Consider the following 24096-nt stretch of genomic DNA (forward strand, 5'->3'; position numbering starts at 1 on the left):
ATCTCTCGTCAGCGGGAGGCGAATTCTACAGCGTTACTCGCTGCTGTCAACACCTCTTTTTCAACTTCCTTGGCGCTTCGATAAACTGAAGCAACCTGCTGCCGAAAACTGCGTAACTCTTTGTTTACCAAGGAGTTTTCCGTTTCGACTGCGCCGGAAGTGGGAAGAATTATAGGCCTCCAGAATCTGCCGTCAACACCTATTTACGCCTATTTGGCAGAAGAGGCCTTTTTAGCCGTTAAACGAGGGATTCTACGAGCTACGAGCGGTAGCCGCAGCACTAACAACAACGCACCTATAGACGCATAGATCGCCCACTCCTTGAGGTCGGCACGCACAATCCAGAGCATATGCAGCAATCCAAGCCCGAGAATGACGTAAGCCAGGCGATGCAACTTCTTCCAACTCGCCCGCAATCGCCGCTGACTGTATCGATTGGACGTCACCGCCAATGCCAGCAAACCAAGAAAGCCCAGCGCCCCGACAATAATGTAAGGCCGCTTGCGCAACTCAACGCCCAATTGCGACCAGTCAAAACCAAGAATGAATGCGGCATAGCTACTGAGGTGGAGCACTACATAGGCAAAACACCACAACCCCAACTGTCGCCGCACAACAATCCACCCCGGCCAACCGGTGAGTTTCTGCAAGGGCGTCATACTCAAAGTCACGAGCAGCAGAACAAGCGCCCCCAACCCCAATCGATCGACCAGCACCTTGCCCGGATCCGGCCCGAGGACATCCTCCCAAGCCTGATACAACCACAGCAGCGGCCACACCAGCACCACGACAAAGACACCGATACGCCAAAACGGATAGCGCATCAGTAGTTCTTCCTCAGGTCGAGCCCCGTATATAGAGAGGCAACTTCCTCTGAATAGCCGTTGAACATTTGCGTGTCGCGCACATTGGGCTTGAACAAACCGCTCGGCAGGCGGCGTTCACGAGCCTGAGTCCAGCGAGGATGATCAACCGTGGGATTCACGTTCGCATAAAAGCCATACTCATCCGGAGCAATACTCTGCCAGGTGGTTTTCGGCTGCTCGCTGACCAGACTGATGCGCACAATGGACTTGATGCTCTTGAAGCCATATTTCCAGGGCACCACCAAACGCAACGGCGCGCCGTTTTGATTCGGCAACTCACGCCCGTACATGCCTACCGCAAGAATCGCCAACGGGTTCATCGCCTCATCCAGACGCAGCCCTTCTATATAGGGCCAGTCGATCAAGGCAAAACCGGAGCGCTGGCCCGGCATGCTTTTGGAATCCTGCAGGGTTTCGAAGCGGATGAATCTGGCTTTGGAGGTCGGCTCTACTTCCTTGAGTAACGCCGAGAGGGGAAAGCCGATCCAGGGAATGACCATCGACCAGGCTTCCACGCAACGCAGTCGGTAGATTCGCTCCTCAAGCTGGTACGGCTTCATGAAGTCCTCCAGCGCATACCGCCCTGGCTTGCCCACCTCCCCGTCCACAACCACCGACCAAGGCTCAGTCTTCAGCGTGCCGGCATTGGCTGCCGGATCACCCTTGTCGGTGCCGAACTCGTAGAAGTTGTTGTAGTGGGTCGCATCCTTGAACGGCGTGATCGCCTCATCCTTGACGTTGACCGCACCCCACTGGGTAGCGGGAAGTTTTTCGCTGAACCAGGAAGGCGCATTGCCGGGTTCAACATCCGGGTAACGCGCAGCATCGCCAGCGCTGGCCCATTGCGGCAGGCTGCCCAGGGCGAAACCGGCAACCGCGGCGCCGAGCACATTGCGTCGAGAAAGATAGAGGGATTCAGGCGTGACGTCCGACTCATGACAGTCGGACGTTCTGGTGACTTTGATCAGCATGGTTACTCCGCAGCTCTGGAAGACAGGTGCACCCATAGACTGCGGAGTATGAGGGAAATTACGCGCTCTTGTTACGGCGAAGACGTAACAGGTATTGAACCGGGCCGGAGGCTGCATAGGCGAGAAACACCAGCAACAGGATGCGCGGCGGATCACTGAACACCACTGCAAACACCAGCACCACGGCGAGAATCGCCACGAACGGCACGCGCCCTTTCAGATCCAGCTCCTTGAAGCTGTTGTACTTGATGTTGCTGACCATCAGCATGCCGGCCGCAGCCACCATCAGCGCAACCAGGAAGGACATCTTCGACCCCTGAATACCGTAATCGCTGAACGCCCAGACGATGCCTGCAACAACACCCGCCGCCGCCGGGCTGGCCAGGCCGATAAAGTAGCGCTTGTCCGCCGTACCGACCTGAGTGTTGAAACGTGCGAGACGCAGCGCCGCACCCGCGACATAAACGAAGGCGACCATCCAGCCAACCTTGCCCATGTCACCCAGAGCCCAACCGAAGGCCAACAATGCCGGCGCGACACCAAAGGCAACCATGTCCGACAGCGAGTCATACTCGGCACCAAAGGCGCTCTGGGTATTGGTCATACGGGCCACGCGGCCATCAAGGCCATCGAGCACCATCGCAACGAAGATGGCGATGGCCGCAAACGCGAAATACTTGCTCGCATTGACCGCGTCACCCGCACTCAGGGCCGCCTGGGCGCTCATCGAGTTGATGATGGAGTAAAACCCTGCGAACAGGTTCGCAGTGGTAAACAGGTTCGGCAGAAGATAGATACCACGATGCCGGACTTTACGACCTTCAGCGTCATGGCCCTCCTCGACATGTTCATCGATGGGCAGCAGGCTTTCGGCGTCAGAAGCCTGGCTTGGCTCTTCGGGGCGTTCGCTCATGGACATTACCTTGCAACGGGGTGGAAAGTTTGGACAGGTGTCTGGGACGACGGTTCGGCCGCAAACGATGCAGCTTTATACCAGAACCGATCTCCCAAACGAAAAAACGCGGCCTAAGCCGCGTTTTTCGTACAAGGGCGTGACTTAGTTTTTAGCTTTGTCGACGATCTTGTTGGCACCGATCCACGGCATCATGGAGCGCAGTTGCTCGCCGATGATTTCGATACCGTGAGCGGCATTGTTACGACGCTTGGCGGTCATCGAAGGATAGCCGGTAGCGCCTTCGCTGATGAACATCTTGGCGTATTCGCCGTCCTGAATACGTTTCAGGGCGTTGCGCATGGCCTGACGGGATTCGGCGTTGATGACTTCCGGACCAGTCACGTACTCGCCGTATTCGGCGTTGTTGGAGATCGAGTAGTTCATGTTGGCGATACCGCCTTCGTACATGAGGTCAACGATCAGCTTCAGTTCGTGCAGGCACTCGAAGTAGGCCATTTCTGGCGCGTAGCCAGCTTCAACCAGAGTTTCGAAACCGGCTTTTACCAGTTCAACGGTACCGCCACACAGAACGGCTTGCTCGCCGAACAGGTCGGTTTCGGTCTCGTCCTTGAAAGTGGTTTCGATGATGCCGGTACGACCGCCGCCAACGCCGGCAGCGTAGGACAGTGCAACGTTCTTGGCGTTGCCCGAGGCGTCCTGGTAGATAGCGATCAGGTCAGGGATACCGCCGCCCTTCACGAACTCGGAACGTACGGTGTGGCCTGGAGCCTTCGGCGCGATCATGATCACGTCGAGGTCAGCGCGCGGCACAACCTGGTTGTAGTGGATCGCGAAGCCGTGGGAGAAGGCCAGGGTGGCGCCTTTCTTGATGTTCGGCTCGATTTCGTTCTTGTACAGGGAGGACTGGAACTCGTCCGGGGTCAGGATCATGACCAGGTCGGCAGCCGCAACAGCGGAAGCAACGTCGGTCACTTTCAGGCCGTGAGCTTCTGCCTTGGCAACGGTAGCCGAACCTTTACGCAGGCCAACAGTCACGTCAACGCCGGAGTCTTTCAGGTTGCACGCCTGAGCGTGGCCTTGGGAACCGTAACCGATGATGGCAACTTTCTTGCCCTGGATGATCGACAGGTCGCAGTCTTTATCGTAGAAAACTTTCATGAATTTCCCCTATATCAGGCCGTTCAGGCCGTTCGCTAATTTGGTTTAGATGCTGAGTACTTTGTCGCCGCGGGCAATGCCGGTCACGCCGCTACGGACGGTTTCCAGAATCGAGGCGGTGCCGATGGACTGAATGAAGCTGTCGAGCTTGTCGCTGGTACCGGTCAGTTGAACGGTATACACGCTGGCGCTGACATCTACGATCTGCCCACGGTAAATATCGGTAGTGCGCTTGATCTCGGCGCGCTGGGCGCCGGTGGCCTTGACCTTGACCAACATCAGTTCGCGCTCGATGTGAGCACTTTCCGACAGGTCGACCAGTTTTACCACTTCGATCAGCTTGTTCAGGTTCTTGGTGATCTGCTCGATGACTTCATCGTGACCGACAGTGGTCAGCGTCAGACGCGACAGGGTCGGGTCTTCGGTTGGGGCCACGGTCAGGCTTTCGATGTTGTAGTTGCGCTGCGAGAACAGGCCAACCACGCGAGACAGAGCGCCGGGTTCGTTTTCCAGAAGCAAGGAAATAATGTGCCGCATGATTAAGTACGCTCCGTCTTGCTCAGCCACATATCGCGCATGGAGCCGTCTTTGATCTGCATCGGATAGACGTGCTCGCTGGTGTCGACCGAAATGTCGATCACCACCAGGCGATCCTTCATGGCGAACGCCTCTTCCATCTTCGACTTCAAGTCCTTCGAATCGGTGATACGCACGCCAACGTGACCGTAGGCCTCTGCCAGTTTGACGAAGTCAGGCAACGATTCCATATAGGAATGAGAGTGGCGGCTGCCGTAGCTCATGTCCTGCCACTGGCGAACCATGCCCAGCACACCATTGTTCAGGATGACGATCTTGACCGGCAAACCGTATTGCAGGCAGGTCGACAGCTCCTGAATATTCATCTGGATACTGCCCTCGCCGGTGACGCAAACGACGTCGTCATCCGGAAAGCTCAACTTGATGCCCATGGCCGCCGGGAAACCGAAGCCCATGGTGCCCAGGCCACCGGAGTTGATCCAGCGGTTCGGCTTGTTGAACGTGTAGTACTGCGCCGCGAACATCTGGTGCTGACCCACGTCAGAGGCTACAAAGGCATCGCCCTTGGTCACTTCGCACAGGGTTTCGATCACGGCCTGCGGCTTGATGACGCTGCCGTCGCCCTTGTCATAAGGGAACAGGCCACGATCACCGCGCCACTCATCGACTTGCTTCCACCAGCTGGCAACGGACTCCTTGTTCGGGGTCTCGCCGATTTCCTTGAGGATCGCGACCATTTCGGTCAGGACACTCTCGACCGGACCCACGATAGGCACGTCGGCCTTGATGGTCTTGGAGATCGAAGCCGGGTCGATGTCGATGTGAATGATCTTGGCGTTCGGGCAGAACTTCGACGCGCCGTTGATGACACGGTCGTCGAAACGCGCGCCGACAGCGAGGATCACGTCAGCATGGTGCATCGCCAGGTTGGCGGTGTAGCTGCCGTGCATGCCAAGCATGCCGATGAACTGACGGTCGGTGCCAGGGTAGCCACCGAGGCCCATCAGGGTATTGGTCACTGGCAGGTTGAGCATCTTCGCCAGTTCGGTCAGTGGTGCGGAACCACCGCCGAGGATCACGCCGCCGCCCGAGTACAACACAGGACGTTTGGCCGCCAGGAGCATTTCTGCCGCCTTGCGGATTTGACCGGAGTGACCGCGAACAGCCGGGCTGTAGGAACGCAGCTTGGCTTTTTTCGGGAAGACGTATTCGAACTTCTCGGCCGGGTTGGTCATGTCTTTCGGAATATCGACAACGACCGGACCAGGGCGACCGGATTGCGCCAGGTAGAAGGCTTTCTTCATGACTTCCGGGATTTCCGACGCGTGCTTGATCATGAAGCTGTGTTTCACGATCGGCCGGGAGATACCGATCATGTCGGTTTCCTGGAATGCGTCGGTGCCAACCATGGTGCTCGGCACCTGGCCGGAAATGACCACCATCGGAATGGAGTCCATGTAGGCCGTGGCAATACCGGTGATGGCGTTTGTCGCGCCCGGCCCGGAAGTCACCAGTACCACACCGGCTTTACCGGTGGCACGGGCGTAGCCGTCAGCCATATGGGTAGCCGCTTGCTCGTGACGAACCAGGATGTGGGTCACTTCCGGTTCTTTGAACAGGGCATCGTAGACATGAAGAAGAGCACCACCCGGGTACCCGTAGATATATTTGACGCCTTCGTCGCGCAAAAAGCGGACGAGCATCTCACCGCCAGATAAAAGCTCCACGTTGCTCACCTCTAAAACGCCAGAATACCGCCCACGAAAAATGGGACGGGTCTTAATAGGTTTACTTCTCGGCAGAGCATGAGCGACGGTGGTCGCCGACTACGTCAGCACTGACTGAGCAAGTATTGGGATCGTCCCAAGTGTTGCGGGGCTTTCCCACCCAGCGCGAGGTAACGCGTTGCGGGTGTAACAGGTCGACGCGGATATGCGCCTCATGATCTGCTGAGAGGGTCTGCTTCTGGCAGTCCCTGTACAGCGGACTTTGGATTCTTCTGTTTCGCCCTTCGCAAGTCAAGTCGTCTATGAGCTTTATTCTACTAAGCACATGAGAACGCAAGAAAAAACCCGTAAATCAGCCCCGTGTTAGCTTCGATTGCGCAACTTTTGGCAAAAAATTGGCACGCGCATGCACTTACCCTGCAGTAGCCGACAAAATAGAGAGAGATTGTGGACAACTGCCAGCGGACGCTGGCAGCTTCTGACTCAGCGAGAGGCGCTGATCAACTGATCAAACTCTTTGAGCAATACCTGCAACTGCCGATCCTTGCCCTGGACATTGCGTCCGGCAAAGACCATTTCAGCCATTTCCTGAATGCCCGAAGCATTGGGTAGCGGCAAATCCTGCTCGAGGATCATCTTCATGCGCGGCAGGAAGATCCATTGCAGCCATTGCTCGAAATCCAGTGTATCGACCGAAAACGGCTCGACACTGGAAAGCGCTTCGGCCGATGGCGAGACTTCATCCCACCAGCCTTGCACCCGCAACTCGCGCTCGATCAACAACAGTTGATCGGCGATTTTCAGAAAGCGCGCATCCATCACAGCGTTACCTTGGCCTTCTGGCGCGCCAGTGCGGCGCCCTGGGAGTCACCCTGCTTTTCACGTGCCTGGGCAATCAGATCCCACAAGTTGGCCTGAAGGGCCGGACGCCCATTGGCCAAGGTCAGCCCACGGCGAGCGAACTGCTCGGCCTGGGCTGCATCGCCTTGCGCCATCCGCACCTGCGCCAGGCGGTACAGCACCTGCGGTTCACGCGGAGCAACGCGCTGGGCGCGTTCAAGGCTGGAAGAGGCACCATTGAGATCACCGCTCGCCTGTTGCTGCTGAGCGGTGGTCAGCAAAGCCAGTACCGGGCCGTCCAGCTGCTCGTCGGCAGAGAGCCCGCCCGAGCTGGCCGACGGAATCCCGCTTGGCGACGACGGCATGCTGTAGCTGCCCTGGTTGATCGGCGCCGGCTGTACCGGCGACGTGTCAATCGGCCCCGGCGTGATCGGCCCCGGGGTAATAGGCGTAGTGCTGATTGGCGTTGAAGTCGTTGCAGCACCTGGCACCATCACCACGACGCCGCTGTCACCTTGCACAATCGCCTGGGTCTGCGACTGACCTTGTACAGGGCGCTTGACGGTCGTCTGGCGGAAGCCGCCATTGGCCGAGATGCGCTCACTGTTGGACACCGCGGTGCCGGAATCCACAACCGGAATCGAACCACGTTGGACGGAAGAACAACCGCTGAGCAAAGCTACGGCGGCAACCGCTGGAATCAACCACTTGTTCACTTGAAACCCTCTTTGCTTAATTCATCCAGCCCTTGACCCAATCCATCACCGACTCCGCAGGGTTTTCACCACCGCATGCGGCGCCGGGAGGCGGTTCGCTGCCGCGAATATACGGCATCTGCACGGCACCGGGGCAACCGGCGTCAGAACCTTGCCCGGTTCGCGAATCCACCCAAGCCTGAACGATATTATCCGGCTGCGGCATGTCCAGCGGCAACGGGTCGGCCTTGCGCATGAAGCTGGTCCAGACCTGCAAGGCCCCGGTGGCGCCCGTGAATGGCGTCTTGCCGTTGTCATCGCGCCCCAGCCAGACCACCGCCAGCAAGTCCTGACTGAAACCGGCAAACCAACTGTCTCGCGAGTCGTTACTGGTGCCGGTTTTACCCGCGAGAGTCAGCGTTCTTGGCAACACGTTATAAACCGAGCTGCCGGTACCTTCTCGCATCACGCGCTGCATGGCGCTCTGGATCAGGTAAATGGAGGCCGGATCGAAACGCTGCTGAATCTGGAACGGGTAACGCTTGAGCGGCTCGCCTTCGGCGGTCAGTACGCTGCGAATCCCGCGCATCGGCGTATTGAAGCCACCGTTGGCGAGGGTCTGGTACATGGTCGCCACTTCGATGGGCGTCATCCCGCCAGCACCGAGCAACATCGACGGGAAGGCCGGGAATTCACGAGACACCCCCAGGCGTTCCACCGTCTTCAGGACGTTCGGCACACCGACCGCCAGGCCGAGACGCGCGGTCGACAGGTTGTAGGAATGCGCCAACCCCTGATAGAGGAAGACGGTACCGTGAGAACGACGATCATAGTTCTGCGGCTTCCAGACCTGGCCGTCGGCGCCCTTGACCGAGAAGGATTCGTCCGACAGCCAACTGGTCAACGTGTACTGGCTCGGTTTCTCCAGCGCGGTCAGGTACACAGCCGGTTTGATCAACGAGCCGATCGGCCGCACAGCATCCAGTGCCCGATTGAACCCGGCAAAACCGGCCTGACGACTGCCGATCATGGCCTGTACTTCGCCGGTCTCCGGGTTGGTCACGACCATGGCCGCCTCGACGTCATCGGAACCCTTGCGCCCGGCCAGGCGCTTGAAGGTGTCGTTGACCGAGGCTTCAGCCTTCATCTGCAGGATCGGGTCGAAACTGGTGAAGATGCGCAGGCCTTCCTCGGTCAAGTCTTCGTCGCGATAGTCTTCGCGCAACTGACGCTTGACCAGATCGAGGAATCCGGGGAACGAGCTGTCCGCCAGACTGCCGCGTTTGGTCACGCCCAGCGGCATTTTCTTCGCCGCCTCAACCTGCTCGGCAGTCGCGACGCCCTGCTCCTGCAGCACATCGAGTACCAGGTTGCGCCGCTCAAGGGCACGTTCCGGATAACGACGCGGGTTATAGGAAGACGGCCCTTTGACCATCCCCACCAGCAGTGCGACTTGATGCAGCTTGAGTTCGGCCAGCGGCTGGCTGAAGAAGAACTGGCTGGCCAGACCGAAACCGTGCACCGCGCGCTGACCGTCCTGCCCGACAAACACTTCGTTGAGGTAAGCCTCAAGGATTTCGCGTTTGTCGTAATGCAGCTCAAGCAGCAGCGCCATCATCGCTTCGGTGAGCTTGCGGCTCAGGCTGCGCTCGTTGGTCAGGTAGAAGTTCTTGACCAATTGCTGAGTCAGGGTACTGCCACCCTGACGCATGCGACCGGATGAACCGTTGACCCAGATCGCTCGGGCGATCGACTTCGGCGAAACACCGAAGTGATGATAAAAATCGCGGTCCTCGACAGCCACCAGCGTTTCCAGCAGATACGGCGGCACCTGATCGATCTTGATCAGAATCCGGTCTTCGAGGTTTTTCGGGTACAGGCCACCGATCAGCAGCGGTTCCAGGCGTACCACCGACAGCTTCGAGCCTTTGGGCCCCGCCAACTCGGCCACGTAATCGCCGGAGAAACGCACCCGCACCGGTTGCGCCTGCTCCATGCCTTCATAGAACTGGAAGCCACGGGTGTTCAGGTCAACGGTATTGCCGCTGACCGACGCCGCGCCCGGACCGTTGGCCACGCTTTCACGGCGATAGCCCAGGGCATCGAGCTCGGTCAGGAAATCATCCCTGCTCAGCTTTTGTCCGACGAACAGCTCGAGCGGACGTGCGTAAACCTTGGCCGGAATCGTCCAGCGCTTGCCGGAGAACTTCTCCTGGACAATTGCATCAAGGTAAACGGCGAATCCGGCCAGCACTACCAGGCCGACCAGACTGAGTTTAATGGCCCAGCCCAGCCACGGGCGCAGGCCCCTGGAGGGTGGTTTTTTTGGGGTACGGGGAGTTCGAGTACGAGTCATGGCGGCGGATTATACGCACTTTATTCATACTCAACAGGAGCGCCCCGAGGTTTGCGTCAAGCGGACTTGCAGCCATAATGACGGCCTTGATTTTCCAGACTCTGAAGGATCGCCTGTGAGCCAGACCTTGATCGCTGCCCTGCAAAACCCTGCCCTCTACCCGCACCCGGTAGAAGGATTCCAGGTCATCGAAACCCATATCTCCTGGGTCATTCTCACCGGCCCCTTCGCTTATAAAGTGAAGAAACCGGTCAACTTCGGTTTTCTCGACTTTACCGGCCTTGAGGCTCGCGAGCATTTCTGCACTGAAGAGCTGCGCCTGAACCAGCGCCTGACCGACGATTTGTACCTGGAAGTGCTGCCCGTCACCGGCAGCGCCGAGGCTCCGCAATTGGGCGGCGAAGGGCCAGCCATCGAATATCTGCTGAAGATGCGCCAGTTCCCGCAAAGCGGACTATTGAGCACCCTGCAAGCCAATGGCGAATTGACCACCGCGCACATCGACGAGATGGCCGAGCAAATCGCCCGCTTCCACCTCAGCGCCCCCAAAGTGCCGGCCGGGCACGAAGCCGGCACCCCGGACAGCGTCATGGCGCCGGTACGGCAGAACTTCGAGCAGATCCGCCCGTTCCTCAGCGATAAAGCCGACCTGTTGCAACTCGACGCCCTGCAAGCCTGGGCCGAAAGCAGCTTCGAACGCCTCAAACCACTGCTCGCCCAGCGCAAGGCCGAAGGCTTCATTCGTGAATGCCACGGTGACATCCACTTGGGTAACGCAACCGTGATCGACGGCAAGGTCGTCATCTTCGACTGCATCGAATTCAACGAACCCTTCCGTTTTACCGACGTTTATGCCGACACTGGCTTCCTGGCGATGGACCTGGAAGATCGCGGCCTGAAGTGCCTGGCGCGCCGTTTCGTCAGCCAGTACCTGGAGCTGACCGGCGACTATCGCGGCCTCGAGCTGCTGAACTTCTATAAAGCCTACCGCGCCCTGGTTCGCGCCAAGGTCGCCCTGTTCAGCATGCCGGCCGACGCCACTGCGGTGCAGCGCGCCACAACCCTGCGCCAGTACCGCAATTACGCCAACCTGGCGGAAAGCTACAGCACCATTCCTTCGCGCTTCATGGCCATTACCCACGGTGTTTCCGCTGTCGGTAAAAGCCATGTCGCCATGCGTCTGGTCGAAGCCCTGGGCGCGATTCGCCTGCGCTCCGATGTCGAGCGCAAGCGCCTGTTCGGCGAGCAGACCGTCGAGAATGATGTACAGGCCGGTATCTATAGTGCCGACGCCAGCGCGGCGACCTACGCCCGCCTGCACGAAATCGCCGACGTCATTCTGCGTGCGGGCTTCCCGGTAGTGGTCGACGCCACTTACCTCAAGCGCGAGCAGCGTGACAGTGCGGCGAAGGTGGCCGAGGCCACGGGTGCCCCCTTCCTGATCCTCGACTGCAATGCACCACAGGCCGTGATCGAAAGCTGGCTGGCCACACGCCAGGCCGACAAGAAGGACCCGTCCGACGCCACGCTGGCCGTAATCGAAGCCCAACAAGCCAGCCGTGAAGCGCTAACCCCCGCAGAGATCCTCTGCAGCAAGCGCGTCCAGACCAATGAAAGCGGGACTCTCGATACCGTTGTGGAACAGATTCGCCAGCGCCTGCCGGGCCTGTAAAACTATTTCAGTCGTGAGGCCCTCGCTGGCCTCACGGCTGTTAAACAGTGGCACTATACTGGCGTCATAAAACCATCAGGTGATGCGACATGAGCCAGCCAAAACTTCTCGACACTCCGCTTTATGCCCTGCTGCACAAAGACGACATCAGAGGCTTCAACAGTGAGCGCCCCAAGGATGGCCCTATCGACATGGTGGGTGGCGATTTCCGGGGGCTTGACCTGCGCGAACTGAATGCCGACGGTGTGGACTTCAGCGACGCCTACTTCCGTTCCGCCGACTTGCGCGGCATCGATTTTCGCAACGCGAACCTGGAAGGCGCGAGCCTGGCCCACGCACAAATCTCCGGCACCTACTTTCCAGTGGAACTGAGTGCCGACGAAATCCTCATGTCGATGAACTTCGGCACGCGATTGCGCTACCGTACCCGCTGATCATCGTTGCCGACTGACACGTCCAGTGCCCCCATTGCGCTGGACTGCGGGGATATTCACTCGCCATCCCTGATTGCCCCTGCCTCTTCCTTGCGCGCGCGCCAACTTCCCCCCAGCCAACACTTTTCTCTTAGAAGCTTTTGCGTCGAAAACGAGCAAACGATCACGCTTTTCCTACTGATGGCTACACTCCTCAGAAGATTGCCCACGCTCTCCATTCGGCCATCGCAAGGAGGCTTGATGAATGATGAACTGCAACACCTGAAGAATCTTGGCAAGACGTCAGCGCAATGGCTGCATGCCGTGGGCATCCATAGCGCATCGGACTTGCGTCGCCTCGGGGCGGTGGATGCTTATCGGGCCGTGCGTACGCGCGGTTTTCGGGCGTCCAAGGTGTTGTTGTACGCGATTGAAGGTGCCCTGATGGACGTTCACTGGAATGACATCCCTGCCGAGCGCAAGGAAGCGTTGAACAAACAACTGGAAGCTATTTCTTCACGCCACAAGAACTGATCCGACAAATATTTCCGAAGTTTTTCAACCTGAAACCCAATGATTACGGGGCCTGCAGAAGTAATTTCGGCGAATCGCAATGAAATCAAAAAACAGCGGTTGACTTGGTAATGAGAATCGATATGATTATCACAACTGGTCGCGAGACTGGTCGATATTCTGAATAGCCCTTGGTTCGGACTCTCAGATTATCTCCTCATCAGGCTAATCACGGTTATTTGACCCGGCTCTTGCCGGGTCTTTTTTTGCCTGTGGAAAAGTACTGACGGGATTCGGCGATGGATGCGCCATGCCGATCACCACAATGCGAGTGGTCAGACGCATGACAGTTTCCCGGGCATCGAACGGTCAGGCCAAGTATCCTCGACGATAGGCACTTGTCCCCGGCGGGCAAGACGGCCAATTGATCGCATTTAACCGTCAAGCCCGGACCTATCCGGTCACGAGCTGCGGTACTGAGGATAGAGATGAAGTTGCTTTGCGCAGGCGCCGAACTGGTCAATGACAGCAGTCGCGGTTTCGATATTGACGGCCAAAAGCTTTTTGCGGTGCGCCGCAGCGGTCAGGTCCATGTCTACATCAATCGCTGCCCGCACCGGGGTGTGGCCTTGGAGTGGCATCCCGACCAGTTTCTCGACCCCAGCAACAGCCTGATCCAGTGCGCCACCCATGGCGCACTGTTCCTTATCGAAGACGGCGAATGCGTCGCCGGCCCGTGCGCGGGGCAAGCCTTGACCGGAGTGGCCTGCCGCGAGGATGAACAAGGGATCTGGATCAGCCTTTAGCCGCCCGGCAACACGTCCAGACGCCGGTCGACCAGCATTTCTGCGTGGCTCAACCGCACACCGTAAGCCAGCACCTCGACCCCACACTCAATAGCCTCACGCAAGGCCTGCGCATAAGCCGCATCGATTTCCTGCGCCGGACGCACGGCCTCGATACCGGTCAGGCAAACACAGTACAACTGCACCGCGCGAATACCGTCCCTGGCCAGGTGGGCCAGTTCCCGCAGATGCTTGGCGCCACGCTGGGTGACCGCATCGGGAAACGCCGCCACCGCCGTACCGTCGAAACCCAGGGTCACGCTTTTGACCTCGACGTAGGCAGGCCCTTCGGGGTAATCGAGCCGGAAATCGATACGACTGTTTTCCTGACCATAAGCCACTTCGCGCTTGAGCCCGGTAAAGCCGTTCAATTCCGTGATGACGCCCGCTCGCAGCGCCTCTTCGACCAAAGCATTGGCTCGGGCGGTGTTCACGCAAAACAGCCGACCTTGCGGGGTTTCGCCGATCTCCCAGGTGCCGGGCAACTTGCGTTTCGGGTCGTTGGAGCGGCTGAACCAGACCTGCCCGCCTTCGACCTGACAATTGAGCATCGAGCCCGTATTCGGGCAGTGAATAGTCAGCAACTCGCCGTCAACGGTTTCGATATCGGCGAGAAAACGCTTGTAACGTCGAATCAGGCGACCTTCTTCGAGGGGGGGATGAAATCGCATCAGCCTTGCCAGCTCCGCAACCCACGGGCAATGCGCTCGACCGCTTCCTGCAAACGCTCGAGATTTTGCGTGTAGGCGAACCGCACATGATGCCCGGCCTGATAACGCCCGAAATCCAGCCCCGGGGTGAAGGCCACATGCTCGGTTTCGAGGAAATGTTTGCAGAACGCGAAAGCATCGCCGCCGAACTTGCTGATATCGGCGTACAAGTAGAATGCCCCTTCCGGCTCCACGGCAATGCCGAAGCCCAATTCACGCAAGGCCGGCAGCAGGTAATCCCGACGTCGGCCAAATTCGGCGCGACGCTCTTCAAGAATACTGATGGTTGCCGGCTCGAAACAGGCCAGCGCGGCATGCTGCGCCATGCTGGGAGCGCTGATGTAGAGATTCTGGGCGAGCTTTTCCAGCTCACCGACGGCTGCATCGGGGGCCACCAGCCATCCCAACCGCCAACCGGTCATCCCGAAGTACTTCGAAAAACTGTTCAGCACGAAGGCACTGTCGTCGACTTCCAGCACGCTGGCCGCATCGGTGCCGTAGGTCAGGCCGTGATAGATCTCGTCGACCACCAGATGACCGTGGCGCTCCTTGATCGCGACAGACAGTTTCGCCAGTTCATCGCGGGTCAGGATCGTGCCGGTCGGATTGGCCGGCGACGCCACCAATGCACCCACGCTGTCGTGATCCCAATGACGCTCGATCAGGCCAGGCGTCAATTGATAACGCACCTCCGGACCGACCGGCACCAATTGCGCCGCGCCTTCGACCAGTCGGAGGAAGTGCCGGTTACAGGGGTAGCCCGGGTCCGCCAGCAACCAGTGCTTGCCGGGGTCGACCAGCAAAGCGCTGGCCAGCAGCAACGCGCCGGACCCGCCTGGTGTGATGAGGATGCGTCGAGGGTCGATGTTCAAGCCATAACGCTGCTGGTAAAAGCCCGAAATGGCCTCACGCAGTTCCGGAATGCCGCGCGCGGCGGTGTAACGGGTCTTCCCCGCTGTCAGCGCAGCCTGGCCGGCCTGGATGATCGGTTCGGCGGTGGTGAAGTCCGGCTCGCCGATTTCCAGGTGGATCACATCGTGGCCAGCCGCCTGCAATTCATTGGCCCGCGCCAACAGCGCCATGACATGAAAAGGTTCGATCGCGCGACTGCGGGCACTGTAGGACTGAGCCATTGGCCTTCCTTCAACTGGGAAAAAAAACCGATTCTACCCAAGCGCAGGAACGAGCGAGAACCTAAAGCGGTCAGAGGGCTTATAACCCTGACTACAAACGATTCAAGCGTGTGCGCAAGGTTTGACTAAAATCAATAGTTGAGCAGGGTTCCGGAGCCGCCAGACAACGGTTTGTCATCATTGGCAAGCACCATGAGCCGCAAGCTCGACATCCGGGAGTAGCGCGGCCCGAGTTGATCTGGTAAGTTCGCCCGCTTGCAGCCGCAGGGCCGGCAGGTGTCGGTGATGGAGCAATCCTGCGCAGATGGATTACAAGAGTAGAGGCGGTCTATTTCATGTCCACCCAAGCAAAGCAGCAAAACCAGGCAATCAGCGGCTTCGAGCCCTATGTTCAGAAAGCTGGCGAAGAGTACATGGGCGAGCCCATGCGCAAGCACTTCACCAAGGTCCTGAATCAGTGGAAAAAAGAGCTGATGGAAGGTGTCGACAAGACCGTGGACCACATGAAGGACGAAGCGGCCAACTTTCCTGATCCGGCAGACCGTGCCAGCCAGGAAGAGGAATTCGCCCTCGAACTGCGCGCCCGCGATCGTGAACGCAAGTTGATCAAGAAGATCGACAAGACCCTTCAGCTGATCGAAGACGAAGAGTACGGCTGGTGTGAATCCTGCGGCATCGAGATCGGCGTCAAGCGCCTCGAAGCGCGCCCTACCGCCGACCTGTGCATCGACTGCAAGACCCTGGCGGAAATCAAGGAAAAGCAAGTCGGCAAGTAATTGCGACTTGAACGAAGAACGGAGCGTGCGAACGCTCCGTTTTTGTTTCCAGGATTCACCTCGGCAAAACACTGTGGGAGCGAGCCTGCTCGCGAAGGGCCGTCAACTTCGACATTGATGCTGGCTGATACACCGCTTTCGCGAGCAGGCTCGCTCCTACAGGTACCTGGCGCAGGCCCGAAACAGTGACATTGCATTCATGACCACCACCTCCCCCACTTACATCGGGCGCTTTGCCCCCACTCCCAGTGGCCATCTGCACTTCGGCTCGTTGGTCGCCGCATTGGCCTCCTACCTTGACGCGCGCTCGGTGGGCGGACGCTGGCTGATGCGCATGGAAGACCTTGATCCGCCCCGCGAGGAACCCGGCGCCCAGGCGGCCATACTCAAGGCCCTGGAAAGCTATGGCTTCGAGTGGGATGGCGACCTGGTTCGCCAAAGCGAGCGGCACGACGCCTACGCCGAGGTGCTCAATCGCCTGTTCAATCACGGCCTGGCCTATGCCTGCACCTGCTCGCGCAAACAGCTGGAACCGTATCATGGGATTTATCCCGGACTGTGCCGCAATGCCGGCCATGGCGCCGATGATGCCGCCATCCGCCTGCGCGTACCGGAGCTGGAGTACCACTTCCTCGACCGGGTGCAGGGCGAGTACCGCCAGCACCTGGGCCGGGAAGTCGGCGATTTCGTGATCCGCCGCCGCGACGGGCTCTACGCTTATCAACTGGCCGTGGTCCTGGACGATGCCTGGCAGGGCATCACCGATATCGTTCGGGGTGCCGACCTGCTGGACTCCACGCCCCGCCAGTTGTACCTGCAAGAACTGCTCGGCCTGCCGCAACCGCGTTATCTGCATATCCCGCTGATTACTCAGCCCGATGGCCATAAACTCGGTAAATCCTACCGTTCGCCGCCGTTGACCGAGGATCAGGCAACGCCCCTGTTATTGCGGGCGTTGCGTGCACTGGGACAGAACCCGGGAACCGAACTGATTGATGCCACGCCACGGGAAGTGCTGAACTGGGGCATTGCCCACTGGGATGCCTCGCTGATCCCGCGCACACTGAGCCTGCCCGAGGCACAGCTGTTGTGATCACACTTGCAGTGCCGCGCCCATCCGTTACCATCGCCGCACGTTTTCGGGCACGCACATAAAAAAAGAGAGGCCGGGATGTACATCTATCGCTTGGTCCTGCTTTTGGTAGTGGGCATTTACCTGTTTTCCCCGGCCATCATGGATTGGTGGATCGACGCCACTGGCGCCTGGTATCGCCCTTATCTGCTCTGGCTGATTCTGATCGTCGTGACCTTCATCCTGCAGAGCCAAAAAGATGCCGATGAGCTTTAGCCTGACCCAGATGATCCTGATCAGCGCCGCGTACCTGGCGGTACTGTTCGGTGTGGCCTGGATCAGTGAACGGGGCATGATTCCCCGGGCAATCATTCGCCACCCGCTCACCTACACCCTGTCACTGGGCGTCTATGCCAGTGCCTGGGCGTTTTACGGCACCGTGGGCCTGGCCTATCAGTACGGCTACGGCTTTCTGTCCAGCTACCTGGGCGTTTCCGGGGCCTTTCTGCTGGCGCCGGTGTTGCTTTATCCGATCCTTAAGATCACCCGCACTTATCAACTGTCGTCCCTGGCGGATCTGTTTGCCTTCCGCTTCCGCAGCACCTGGGCCGGAGCGCTGACCACGATTTTCATGCTGGTCGGCGTATTGCCGTTGCTGGCCCTGCAGATTCAGGCGGTCGCCGACTCCATCGGCATCCTCACCCGCGAACCCGTACAAAATCGCGTGGCCTTGAGTTTCTGCGCACTGATCACGCTGTTCACGATTTTCTTCGGCTCCCGCCACATCGCCACCCGGGAAAAGCATGAAGGCCTGGTGTTCGCGATTGCCTTCGAATCGGTGATCAAGCTGATCGCCCTCGGCGGTGTCGGGTTGTATGCGCTTTACGGCGTGTTCGACGGCCCGCAACAGCTTGAACTGTGGTTGCTGCAAAACCAGACCGCGCTCGCGGCCCTGCACACGCCTTTGCAGGAAGGCCCGTGGCGCACCCTGTTGCTGGTGTTCTTCGCCTCGGCGATCGTGATGCCGCACATGTATCACATGACCTTTACCGAAAACCTCAACCCGCGTTCGCTGGTCAGTGCGAGCTGGGGCCTGCCGCTGTTCCTGCTGCTGATGAGCCTGGCGGTGCCGCTGATTCTATGGGCCGGCCTGAAACTGGGCGCCACCACCAATCCGGAATACTTCACCCTGGGCATCGGCATCGCCGCCAACAGCAAGGCGCTGGCGCTGCTGGCCTATGTCGGCGGGCTGTCCGCCGCCAGCGGCCTGATCATCGTCACCACGCTGGCGCTGTCCGGGATGGCCTTGAACCACCTGGTGCTGCCGCTTTATCAGCCACCGGCCGAAGGCAACATCTACCGCTGGCTGAAGTGGACCCGCCGGGCGCTGATTGTCGCGATCATCATGGCTGGCTACGGCTTCTACCTGATGCTTGGTGCCGAACAGGACCTGGCCAACCTCGGCATCGTCGCTTTCGTCGCCACGTTGCAGTTCCTGCCGGGCGTGCTCTCGGTCCTGTACTGGCCGACCGCCAACCGCCGCGGCTTCATCGCGGGCTTGCTGGCGGGGATACTGGTGTGGCTGGTGACCATGTTGTTACCGCTGGTCGGTAACCTGCAGGGCTTCTACATTCCGCTGCTGAACATGATCTACGTGCTGGACGACACCAGCTGGCACATGGCGGCTATTGCCTCGCTGGCGGCCAACGTACTGATGTTCACCCTGATCTCGCTGTTCACCAACGCCAGCACCGAAGAGGCCAGCGCCGCCGAAGCCTGTGCCGTGGATAACGTGCGCCGCCCGCAACGCCGCGAACTGCACGCTGCCTCGCCCCAGGAGTTCGCCACGCAGCTTGCAAAACCGCTGGGGGCAAAAGCGGCGCAGAAAGAAGTGGAACAGGCGCTGCGCGACCTTTATCTGCCATTCGACGAACGTCGACCCTATGCCCTGCGGCGCTTGCGTGACCGCATCGAAGCCAACCTCTCCGGCCTGATGGGGCCGAGCGTGGCCCAGGACATGGTCGAAACGTTCCTGCCCTACAAGGCAGGTGGCGAAAACTACGTGACCGAAGACATTCACTTCATCGAAAGTCGACTCGAGGACTACCACTCGCGCCTGACCGGTCTGGCCGCCGAACTCGATGCCCTGCGTCGCTATCACCGCCAGACCCTGCAGGAATTGCCGATGGGCGTTTGCTCGCTGGCCAAGGATCAGGAAATCCTCATGTGGAACAAGGCCATGGAGGAGCTGACCGGCATCGCCGCACAGCGTGTGGTCGGTTCGCGCCTGAGCACCATTGCCGATCCGTGGAAAGAACTGCTGCAAGGCTTCATCAATCTGCCGGACGAGCACTTGCACAAGCAGCACCTGGCCCTCGACGGCCAGACACGCTGGCTGAACCTGCACAAAGCGGCAATCGACGAACCCCTGGCACCGGGTAACAGTGGCCTGGTGTTGCTGGTGGAAGACCTGACCGAAACCCAGATGCTCGAGGACAAACTGGTGCACTCCGAGCGCCTGGCGAGCATCGGTCGCCTGGCGGCCGGCGTGGCCCATGAAATCGGCAACCCGATCACCGGTATCGCGTGCCTGGCGCAGAACCTGCGCGAAGAACGCGAGGAAGACGGCGAGCTGAAGGAGATCAGCGGGCAGATCCTCGAGCAGACCAAGCGTGTGTCGCGCATTGTCCAGTCGCTGATGAGCTTTGCCCATGCTGGCAGCCATCAGCACAGCGACGAGCCCGTCTGTCTGGCCGAAGTGGCTCAGGATGCCATCGGCCTGCTGGCACTGAACCGACGCAATTTCGAAGTGCAGTTCTACAACCTGTGCGACCCCGAGCACTGGGTCGAAGGCGACCCGCAACGGCTGGCCCAGGTGTTGATCAACCTGCTCTCAAACGCCCGTGACGCATCGCCTCCCGGCAGTGCGGTGCGGGTCAAGAGCGAAGCCGGCGAACACACGGTCGATCTGATCGTGGAGGACGAAGGCAGCGGTATTCCGTCGAGCATCATGGACCGATTGTTCGAACCTTTCTTCACCACCAAGGACCCTGGCGAAGGCACCGGTCTGGGCCTTGCACTGGTCTATTCCATCGTTGAAGAGCATTATGGACAAATCACCATCGACAGCCCGGCTGATGTTCAAAGCCAACGCGGCACCCGAATCAGGGTTACCTTGCCGCGTCATGTCGAAGCGACGTCCGCTGTGAACTGAGACCGTCGAGAGTATCGAATCAATGCCGCACATTTTGATCGTCGAAGACGAAACCATTATCCGCTCCGCCTTGCGCCGCCTGCTGGAACGCAACCAGTACCAGGTCAGCGAAGCCGGTTCAGTGCAGGAAGCACAAGAACGCTTCACCATTCCCTCGTTCGATCTGATCGTCAGTGACCTGCGCCTGCCGGGCGCGCCTGGCACAGAGTTGATCAAGCTCGCCCAAGGTACGCCGGTGCTGATCATGACCAGCTACGCGAGCCTGCGCTCGGCAGTCGACTCGATGAAAATGGGTGCGGTGGATTACATTGCCAAGCCATTCGACCACGACGAAATGCTGCAAGCCGCCGCACGAATCCTGCGTGACCGACAAACGGCACAGGCCGGTGGTGAAGCGGTTCCCGGCAAAGCCGCCAATGGTGCGGCGAAATCCGGTACCGACAACAGCAACGGTGAAATCGGCATTATCGGCTCATGCCCACCGATGCAGGACCTGTATGGCAAGATCCGCAAAGTCGCGCCGACCGATTCCAACGTGCTGATCCAGGGCGAATCGGGCACCGGTAAAGAACTGGTGGCCCGCGCCCTGCACAACCTGTCCAGACGCGCCAAGGCACCGATGATTTCGGTGAACTGCGCAGCCATTCCGGAAAGCCTGATCGAGTCCGAACTGTTCGGCCACGAAAAAGGCGCATTCACCGGCGCCAGCGCCGGGCGCGCCGGCCTGGTGGAAGCGGCGGACGGCGGTACCTTGTTCCTCGACGAAATTGGCGAACTGCCTCTGGAAGCCCAGGCTCGCCTGCTGCGCGTATTGCAGGAAGGCGAAATTCGCCGCGTAGGTTCGGTGCAGTCGCAAAAAGTCGATGTGCGCCTGATCGCCGCGACTCACCGTGACCTCAAGAGCCTGGCGAAGATTGGCCAGTTCCGCGAAGACTTGTATTACCGCCTCCACGTAATTGCGCTGAAGCTGCCAGCCCTGCGCGAACGCGGTGCGGACGTCAACGAAATCGCCAACGCCTTCCTGGCGCGGCAAAGTGCGCGAATCAACCGCACCGACCTGAAGTTCGCCGCGGATGCCGAGCAAGCCATTCGTCACTACTCCTGGCCGGGCAACGTTCGCGAACTGGAAAACGCCGTCGAGCGCGCCGTTATCCTGTGCGAAAGCCCGGAAATCTCCGCCGAGTTGCTGGGCATCGACATCGAGCTGAGCGACCTGGAAGATGACGAATTCATTGGCCTGCCCCCACAACAGGGCAACGGCAACGCCAGCAACAACAATCACGAGCCGACCGAAGACCTCTCCCTGGAAGACTACTTCCAGCATTTCGTCCTCGAGCATCAGGACCACATGACTGAAACCGAACTGGCCCGCAAACTCGGGGTCAGCCGCAAATGCCTGTGGGAACGCCGTCAGCGCCTGGGCATCCCGCGGCGCAAGACCGGAGTGGCCAGCGAAAGCTGAACCCCACCTGTCTCATGTGCGGGTAACACGTGACTTTGTGAAAAAACTGTTACCTCAGCTTTTTCACGTAACAGAAGCCGGGGCTTACGGTAACGAAGCCCCGGCTTTTTTTTGCCTTCAAAATGCCTACCGACCGGTCTAACCCCTTGTTTTATTGGGTTTCGCAAAAGTTGGCACGCACCCTGCTATATGTTTGGTACAAGAACAATAACAAGCAATGCACAAGACAATAAAAATAAGACGAATCGACTCACGCACAATAAAAACAAGACGGCGAGAGGCGCAGCTAACTGATTCTTTTGGAGAGGCGTTGTATTTGGGGCTAGCCCCACGACCAGGCCGAGAACAACAAAAACTGTCCTAAGACAGAGCCTGTACTGGTTGGATCGAAAGATCACTGCAATTCAGCGACCAAAGCAATCCGTTTGCTCTTGGCTCCCGATTGGGAGGGTCATGAAGGAAAGCTTCATGGCAAGGGCACTTAACAAAAACAAAAAGCCCGAAACCAAAAATAAAAATAGAGCATGCAACTACTTCTTGGGGAGCTTCGGCTCCCCTTGTAGTTTCTGCGATTCAAGCCCCACACCCACTTCCTGTACCTGTAGGAGCGAGCTTGCTCGCGAATAACCTGAAGGCGCAGTTGGGTATCTGGCTGAACGCGCCATCGTTCACGTCCATCGCGAGCAAGCTCGCTCCTACGGACCTACAGCTCAAATCTGCTGTGTCCTACACCATCCCCCGACTAAATGCTAGAATCCCCGCCCATCATGCGGTCATTCTTCTGTTATGGCCGAATATTCCTTCAAACAGTGCATCCCATGCTGAAGAAGCTGTTCCAGTCATTCCGTTCTCCCAAGCGTCCTACGCAACACATTCGCAGCACGCCTGAAGTGCTCAACAGCGGCCAACACTCGCTGCAAAAGGCGCAATTCAGCCGCTACGCGGTGAATATCGTTGAACGCCTGCAGAGCGCCGGTTACCAGGCTTACCTGGTGGGCGGTTGCGTGCGCGACATGTTGCTGGGCATTACACCGAAAGATTTCGACGTTGCCACCAGCGCCACACCCGAGCAGGTACGGGCCGAATTCCGTAACGCGCGAATCATCGGGCGTCGGTTCAAATTGGTGCACATCCACTTCGGTCGCGAAATCATCGAAGTCGCGACCTTCCGCGCCAATCACCCGCAAAACGAAGACGAGGAAGACAGCAACCAGTCTTCGCGAAACGAAAGCGGGCGCATCCTGCGCGATAACGTCTATGGCACCCTGGAAGAAGACGCGCAACGTCGCGACTTCACCATCAATGCCCTGTATTACGATCCGGTCAGCGAACGCATCCTCGACTACGCCAACGGCGTACACGACATCCGCAATCACCTGATCCGCCTGATCGGCGATCCGAAGCAACGCTACCAGGAAGACCCGGTACGCATGCTGCGGGCCGTGCGTTTCGCCGCCAAGCTGAACTTTGGTATCGAAAAACACAGTGCCCTGCCCATTCGCGACCTGGCGCCGATGCTGCGCGAGATCCCGTCGGCTCGCCTGTTCGAAGAAGTGCTCAAGCTGTTCCTTTCCGGACACGCCGCCGATACGTTTGAAATGCTGGTCGACTTGCAATTGTTCGATCCACTGTTCCCGGCCAGCGCCGAAGCACTGGAATACAACCCGACGTACACCCACACCCTGATCAGCGAAGCCCTGATCAATACCGACCTGCGGATCAAGCAGAACAAACCGGTCACCCCGGCGTTCCTGTTTGCAGCCCTGCTCTGGCCTGCCCTGCCGGCGCGCGTCCTGCGCCTGCAGGAGCGTGGAATGCCGCCGATTCCGGCGATGCAGGAAGCGGCGCATGAGCTGATTGCCGAACAGTGCCAGCGAATCGCGATTCCGAAACGCTTCACCATGCCGATCCGCGAGATCTGGGACATGCAGGAACGCCTGCCGCGCCGCAGCGGCAAGCGTGCCGATCTGTTGCTGGACAATCCGCGCTTCCGCGCCGGCTATGACTTCCTGCTTTTGCGCGAGAGTGCAGGCGAGCAGACTGACGGCCTCGGCGAATGGTGGACCGACTATCAGGACGCCAATGAAAGCGAGCGTCGCGACATGATCCGCGACCTCAGCGGCAAGGAAGAAGGCACCGGCGCCCCGCGCAAGCGTCGCCGCAGCGCTGGTTCCAAGCGCAAGCGCGCCGCCGGTGCTTCGAGCACCACGGGCGAGTAAT

21 protein-coding genes are annotated in these 24096 nt (G+C 59.1%); 10 read left to right on the plus strand and 11 right to left on the minus strand.

Annotation, left to right across the window (positions count from 1 at the left end; translation table 11 throughout):
- Window positions 1-209: 209 nt before the first annotated feature.
- From msrQ to mrcB, 9 genes are all read right to left on the minus strand, one after another.
- Window positions 210-824 (minus strand): protein-methionine-sulfoxide reductase heme-binding subunit MsrQ, encoded by a 615-nt coding sequence (gene msrQ / locus Q8X48_RS17755; protein WP_407802369.1) that lies wholly within the window; start codon window positions 822-824, stop codon window positions 210-212.
- A complete protein-coding gene (gene msrP / locus Q8X48_RS17760; RefSeq protein WP_407802370.1) occupies window positions 824-1837 on the minus strand; it encodes a protein-methionine-sulfoxide reductase catalytic subunit MsrP in 1014 nt (337 codons plus the stop codon). The genes msrQ and msrP overlap by 1 nt, the downstream gene beginning before the upstream one ends.
- Window positions 1838-1895: 58 nt before the next feature.
- Entirely contained in the window at window positions 1896-2750 is an 855-nt protein-coding gene (gene pssA, locus Q8X48_RS17765) for a CDP-diacylglycerol--serine O-phosphatidyltransferase (protein WP_407802372.1), read from the minus strand.
- Between the two features lie 144 nt (window positions 2751-2894).
- Window positions 2895-3911, minus strand: coding sequence for a ketol-acid reductoisomerase (gene ilvC / locus Q8X48_RS17770; protein WP_003228216.1), 1017 nt, complete (start codon window positions 3909-3911; stop codon window positions 2895-2897).
- Window positions 3912-3956: 45 nt separating this feature from the next.
- Window positions 3957-4448 (minus strand): acetolactate synthase small subunit, encoded by a 492-nt coding sequence (gene ilvN, locus Q8X48_RS17775; protein WP_003176102.1) that lies wholly within the window; start codon window positions 4446-4448, stop codon window positions 3957-3959.
- Between the two features lie 2 nt (window positions 4449-4450).
- Complete coding sequence (locus Q8X48_RS17780) at window positions 4451-6175, minus strand: acetolactate synthase 3 large subunit (protein WP_015096847.1); 1725 nt, start codon at window positions 6173-6175, stop codon at window positions 4451-4453.
- 483 nt (window positions 6176-6658) lie between these two features.
- Window positions 6659-6994, minus strand: coding sequence for a YqcC family protein (locus Q8X48_RS17785; RefSeq protein WP_095965611.1), 336 nt, complete (start codon window positions 6992-6994; stop codon window positions 6659-6661).
- Complete coding sequence (locus Q8X48_RS17790) at window positions 6994-7731, minus strand: tetratricopeptide repeat protein (protein ID WP_407802376.1); 738 nt, start codon at window positions 7729-7731, stop codon at window positions 6994-6996. The genes Q8X48_RS17785 and Q8X48_RS17790 overlap by 1 nt, the downstream gene beginning before the upstream one ends.
- A gap of 16 nt (window positions 7732-7747) precedes the next feature.
- Entirely contained in the window at window positions 7748-10066 is a 2319-nt protein-coding gene (gene mrcB, locus Q8X48_RS17795) for a penicillin-binding protein 1B (protein WP_407802378.1), read from the minus strand.
- A 115-nt stretch (window positions 10067-10181) separates the two neighbouring features.
- Between mrcB and Q8X48_RS17800 the strand changes: the two genes are divergently transcribed.
- The 4 genes from Q8X48_RS17800 (at window position 10182) to Q8X48_RS17815 (ending at window position 13470) form a co-directional block, all read left to right on the plus strand.
- Window positions 10182-11738: a bifunctional aminoglycoside phosphotransferase/ATP-binding protein gene (locus tag Q8X48_RS17800; protein ID WP_407802380.1), complete on the plus strand. Its 1557-nt coding sequence runs from the start codon at window positions 10182-10184 to the stop codon at window positions 11736-11738.
- A gap of 89 nt (window positions 11739-11827) precedes the next feature.
- Window positions 11828-12172 (plus strand): pentapeptide repeat-containing protein, encoded by a 345-nt coding sequence (locus Q8X48_RS17805; protein ID WP_102675579.1) that lies wholly within the window; start codon window positions 11828-11830, stop codon window positions 12170-12172.
- 240 nt (window positions 12173-12412) lie between these two features.
- Window positions 12413-12685, plus strand: coding sequence for a TfoX/Sxy family protein (locus Q8X48_RS17810; RefSeq protein WP_007971093.1), 273 nt, complete (start codon window positions 12413-12415; stop codon window positions 12683-12685).
- Window positions 12686-13152: 467 nt separating this feature from the next.
- A complete protein-coding gene (locus tag Q8X48_RS17815) occupies window positions 13153-13470 on the plus strand; it encodes a Rieske (2Fe-2S) protein (protein ID WP_407802383.1) in 318 nt (105 codons plus the stop codon).
- Here the strand turns inward: Q8X48_RS17815 and sfsA are convergent.
- Complete coding sequence (gene sfsA / locus Q8X48_RS17820) at window positions 13467-14180, minus strand: DNA/RNA nuclease SfsA (RefSeq protein WP_407802385.1); 714 nt, start codon at window positions 14178-14180, stop codon at window positions 13467-13469. The two genes, Q8X48_RS17815 and sfsA, sit on opposite strands and share 4 nt — an antisense overlap.
- Window positions 14180-15352 (minus strand): pyridoxal phosphate-dependent aminotransferase, encoded by a 1173-nt coding sequence (locus Q8X48_RS17825; protein WP_102701633.1) that lies wholly within the window; start codon window positions 15350-15352, stop codon window positions 14180-14182. The genes sfsA and Q8X48_RS17825 overlap by 1 nt, the downstream gene beginning before the upstream one ends.
- Window positions 15353-15687: 335 nt before the next feature.
- Between Q8X48_RS17825 and dksA the strand changes: the two genes are divergently transcribed.
- The 6 genes from dksA (at window position 15688) to Q8X48_RS17855 (ending at window position 24095) form a co-directional block, all read left to right on the plus strand.
- Entirely contained in the window at window positions 15688-16128 is a 441-nt protein-coding gene (gene dksA, locus Q8X48_RS17830; protein ID WP_007971100.1) for an RNA polymerase-binding protein DksA, read from the plus strand.
- 199 nt (window positions 16129-16327) lie between these two features.
- A complete protein-coding gene (gluQRS, locus tag Q8X48_RS17835) occupies window positions 16328-17221 on the plus strand; it encodes a tRNA glutamyl-Q(34) synthetase GluQRS (RefSeq protein WP_407802388.1) in 894 nt (297 codons plus the stop codon).
- Window positions 17222-17299: 78 nt separating this feature from the next.
- Window positions 17300-17476 (plus strand): hypothetical protein, encoded by a 177-nt coding sequence (locus Q8X48_RS17840; protein WP_003176118.1) that lies wholly within the window; start codon window positions 17300-17302, stop codon window positions 17474-17476.
- Window positions 17460-20414: a sensor histidine kinase gene (locus tag Q8X48_RS17845; RefSeq protein ID WP_007971103.1), complete on the plus strand. Its 2955-nt coding sequence runs from the start codon at window positions 17460-17462 to the stop codon at window positions 20412-20414. Before Q8X48_RS17840 ends, Q8X48_RS17845 begins: the two co-directional genes overlap by 17 nt.
- A 22-nt stretch (window positions 20415-20436) precedes the next feature.
- Window positions 20437-21876 (plus strand): sigma-54-dependent transcriptional regulator, encoded by a 1440-nt coding sequence (locus Q8X48_RS17850; RefSeq protein ID WP_407802391.1) that lies wholly within the window; start codon window positions 20437-20439, stop codon window positions 21874-21876.
- Window positions 21877-22694: 818 nt separating this feature from the next.
- Window positions 22695-24095, plus strand: a complete 1401-nt coding sequence (locus Q8X48_RS17855) for a polynucleotide adenylyltransferase PcnB (protein WP_173862160.1) — start codon at window positions 22695-22697, stop codon at window positions 24093-24095.
- Window position 24096: the final 1 nt, after the last annotated feature.

It is taken from the genome of Pseudomonas sp. QLc11A (genome assembly GCF_052112305.1).
Classification (GTDB): domain Bacteria; phylum Pseudomonadota; class Gammaproteobacteria; order Pseudomonadales; family Pseudomonadaceae; genus Aquipseudomonas; species Aquipseudomonas laurylsulfatiphila.

Bases quoted from the DNA above. Each gene is read 5' to 3' on its own strand.
- msrQ (WP_407802369.1), bottom strand. From the start codon at position 824: ATGCGCTATCCGTTTTGGCGTATCGGTGTCTTTGTCGTGGTGCTGGTG.
- msrP (WP_407802370.1), bottom strand. From the start codon at position 1,837: ATGCTGATCAAAGTCACCAGAACGTCCGACTGTCATGAGTCGGACGTC.
- pssA (WP_407802372.1), bottom strand. From the start codon at position 2,750: ATGAGCGAACGCCCCGAAGAGCCAAGCCAGGCTTCTGACGCCGAAAGC.
- ilvC (WP_003228216.1), bottom strand. From the start codon at position 3,911: ATGAAAGTTTTCTACGATAAAGACTGCGACCTGTCGATCATCCAGGGC.
- ilvN (WP_003176102.1), bottom strand. From the start codon at position 4,448: ATGCGGCACATTATTTCCTTGCTTCTGGAAAACGAACCCGGCGCTCTG.
- Q8X48_RS17785 (WP_095965611.1), bottom strand. From the start codon at position 6,994: ATGGATGCGCGCTTTCTGAAAATCGCCGATCAACTGTTGTTGATCGAG.
- mrcB (WP_407802378.1), bottom strand. From the start codon at position 10,066: ATGACTCGTACTCGAACTCCCCGTACCCCAAAAAAACCACCCTCCAGG.
- Q8X48_RS17805 (WP_102675579.1), top strand. From the start codon at position 11,828: ATGAGCCAGCCAAAACTTCTCGACACTCCGCTTTATGCCCTGCTGCAC.
- Q8X48_RS17810 (WP_007971093.1), top strand. From the start codon at position 12,413: ATGAATGATGAACTGCAACACCTGAAGAATCTTGGCAAGACGTCAGCG.
- Q8X48_RS17815 (WP_407802383.1), top strand. From the start codon at position 13,153: ATGAAGTTGCTTTGCGCAGGCGCCGAACTGGTCAATGACAGCAGTCGC.
- sfsA (WP_407802385.1), bottom strand. From the start codon at position 14,180: ATGCGATTTCATCCCCCCCTCGAAGAAGGTCGCCTGATTCGACGTTAC.
- Q8X48_RS17825 (WP_102701633.1), bottom strand. From the start codon at position 15,352: ATGGCTCAGTCCTACAGTGCCCGCAGTCGCGCGATCGAACCTTTTCAT.
- dksA (WP_007971100.1), top strand. From the start codon at position 15,688: ATGTCCACCCAAGCAAAGCAGCAAAACCAGGCAATCAGCGGCTTCGAG.
- gluQRS (WP_407802388.1), top strand. From the start codon at position 16,328: ATGACCACCACCTCCCCCACTTACATCGGGCGCTTTGCCCCCACTCCC.
- Q8X48_RS17840 (WP_003176118.1), top strand. From the start codon at position 17,300: ATGTACATCTATCGCTTGGTCCTGCTTTTGGTAGTGGGCATTTACCTG.
- Q8X48_RS17845 (WP_007971103.1), top strand. From the start codon at position 17,460: ATGCCGATGAGCTTTAGCCTGACCCAGATGATCCTGATCAGCGCCGCG.
- Q8X48_RS17850 (WP_407802391.1), top strand. From the start codon at position 20,437: ATGCCGCACATTTTGATCGTCGAAGACGAAACCATTATCCGCTCCGCC.
- Q8X48_RS17855 (WP_173862160.1), top strand. From the start codon at position 22,695: ATGCTGAAGAAGCTGTTCCAGTCATTCCGTTCTCCCAAGCGTCCTACG.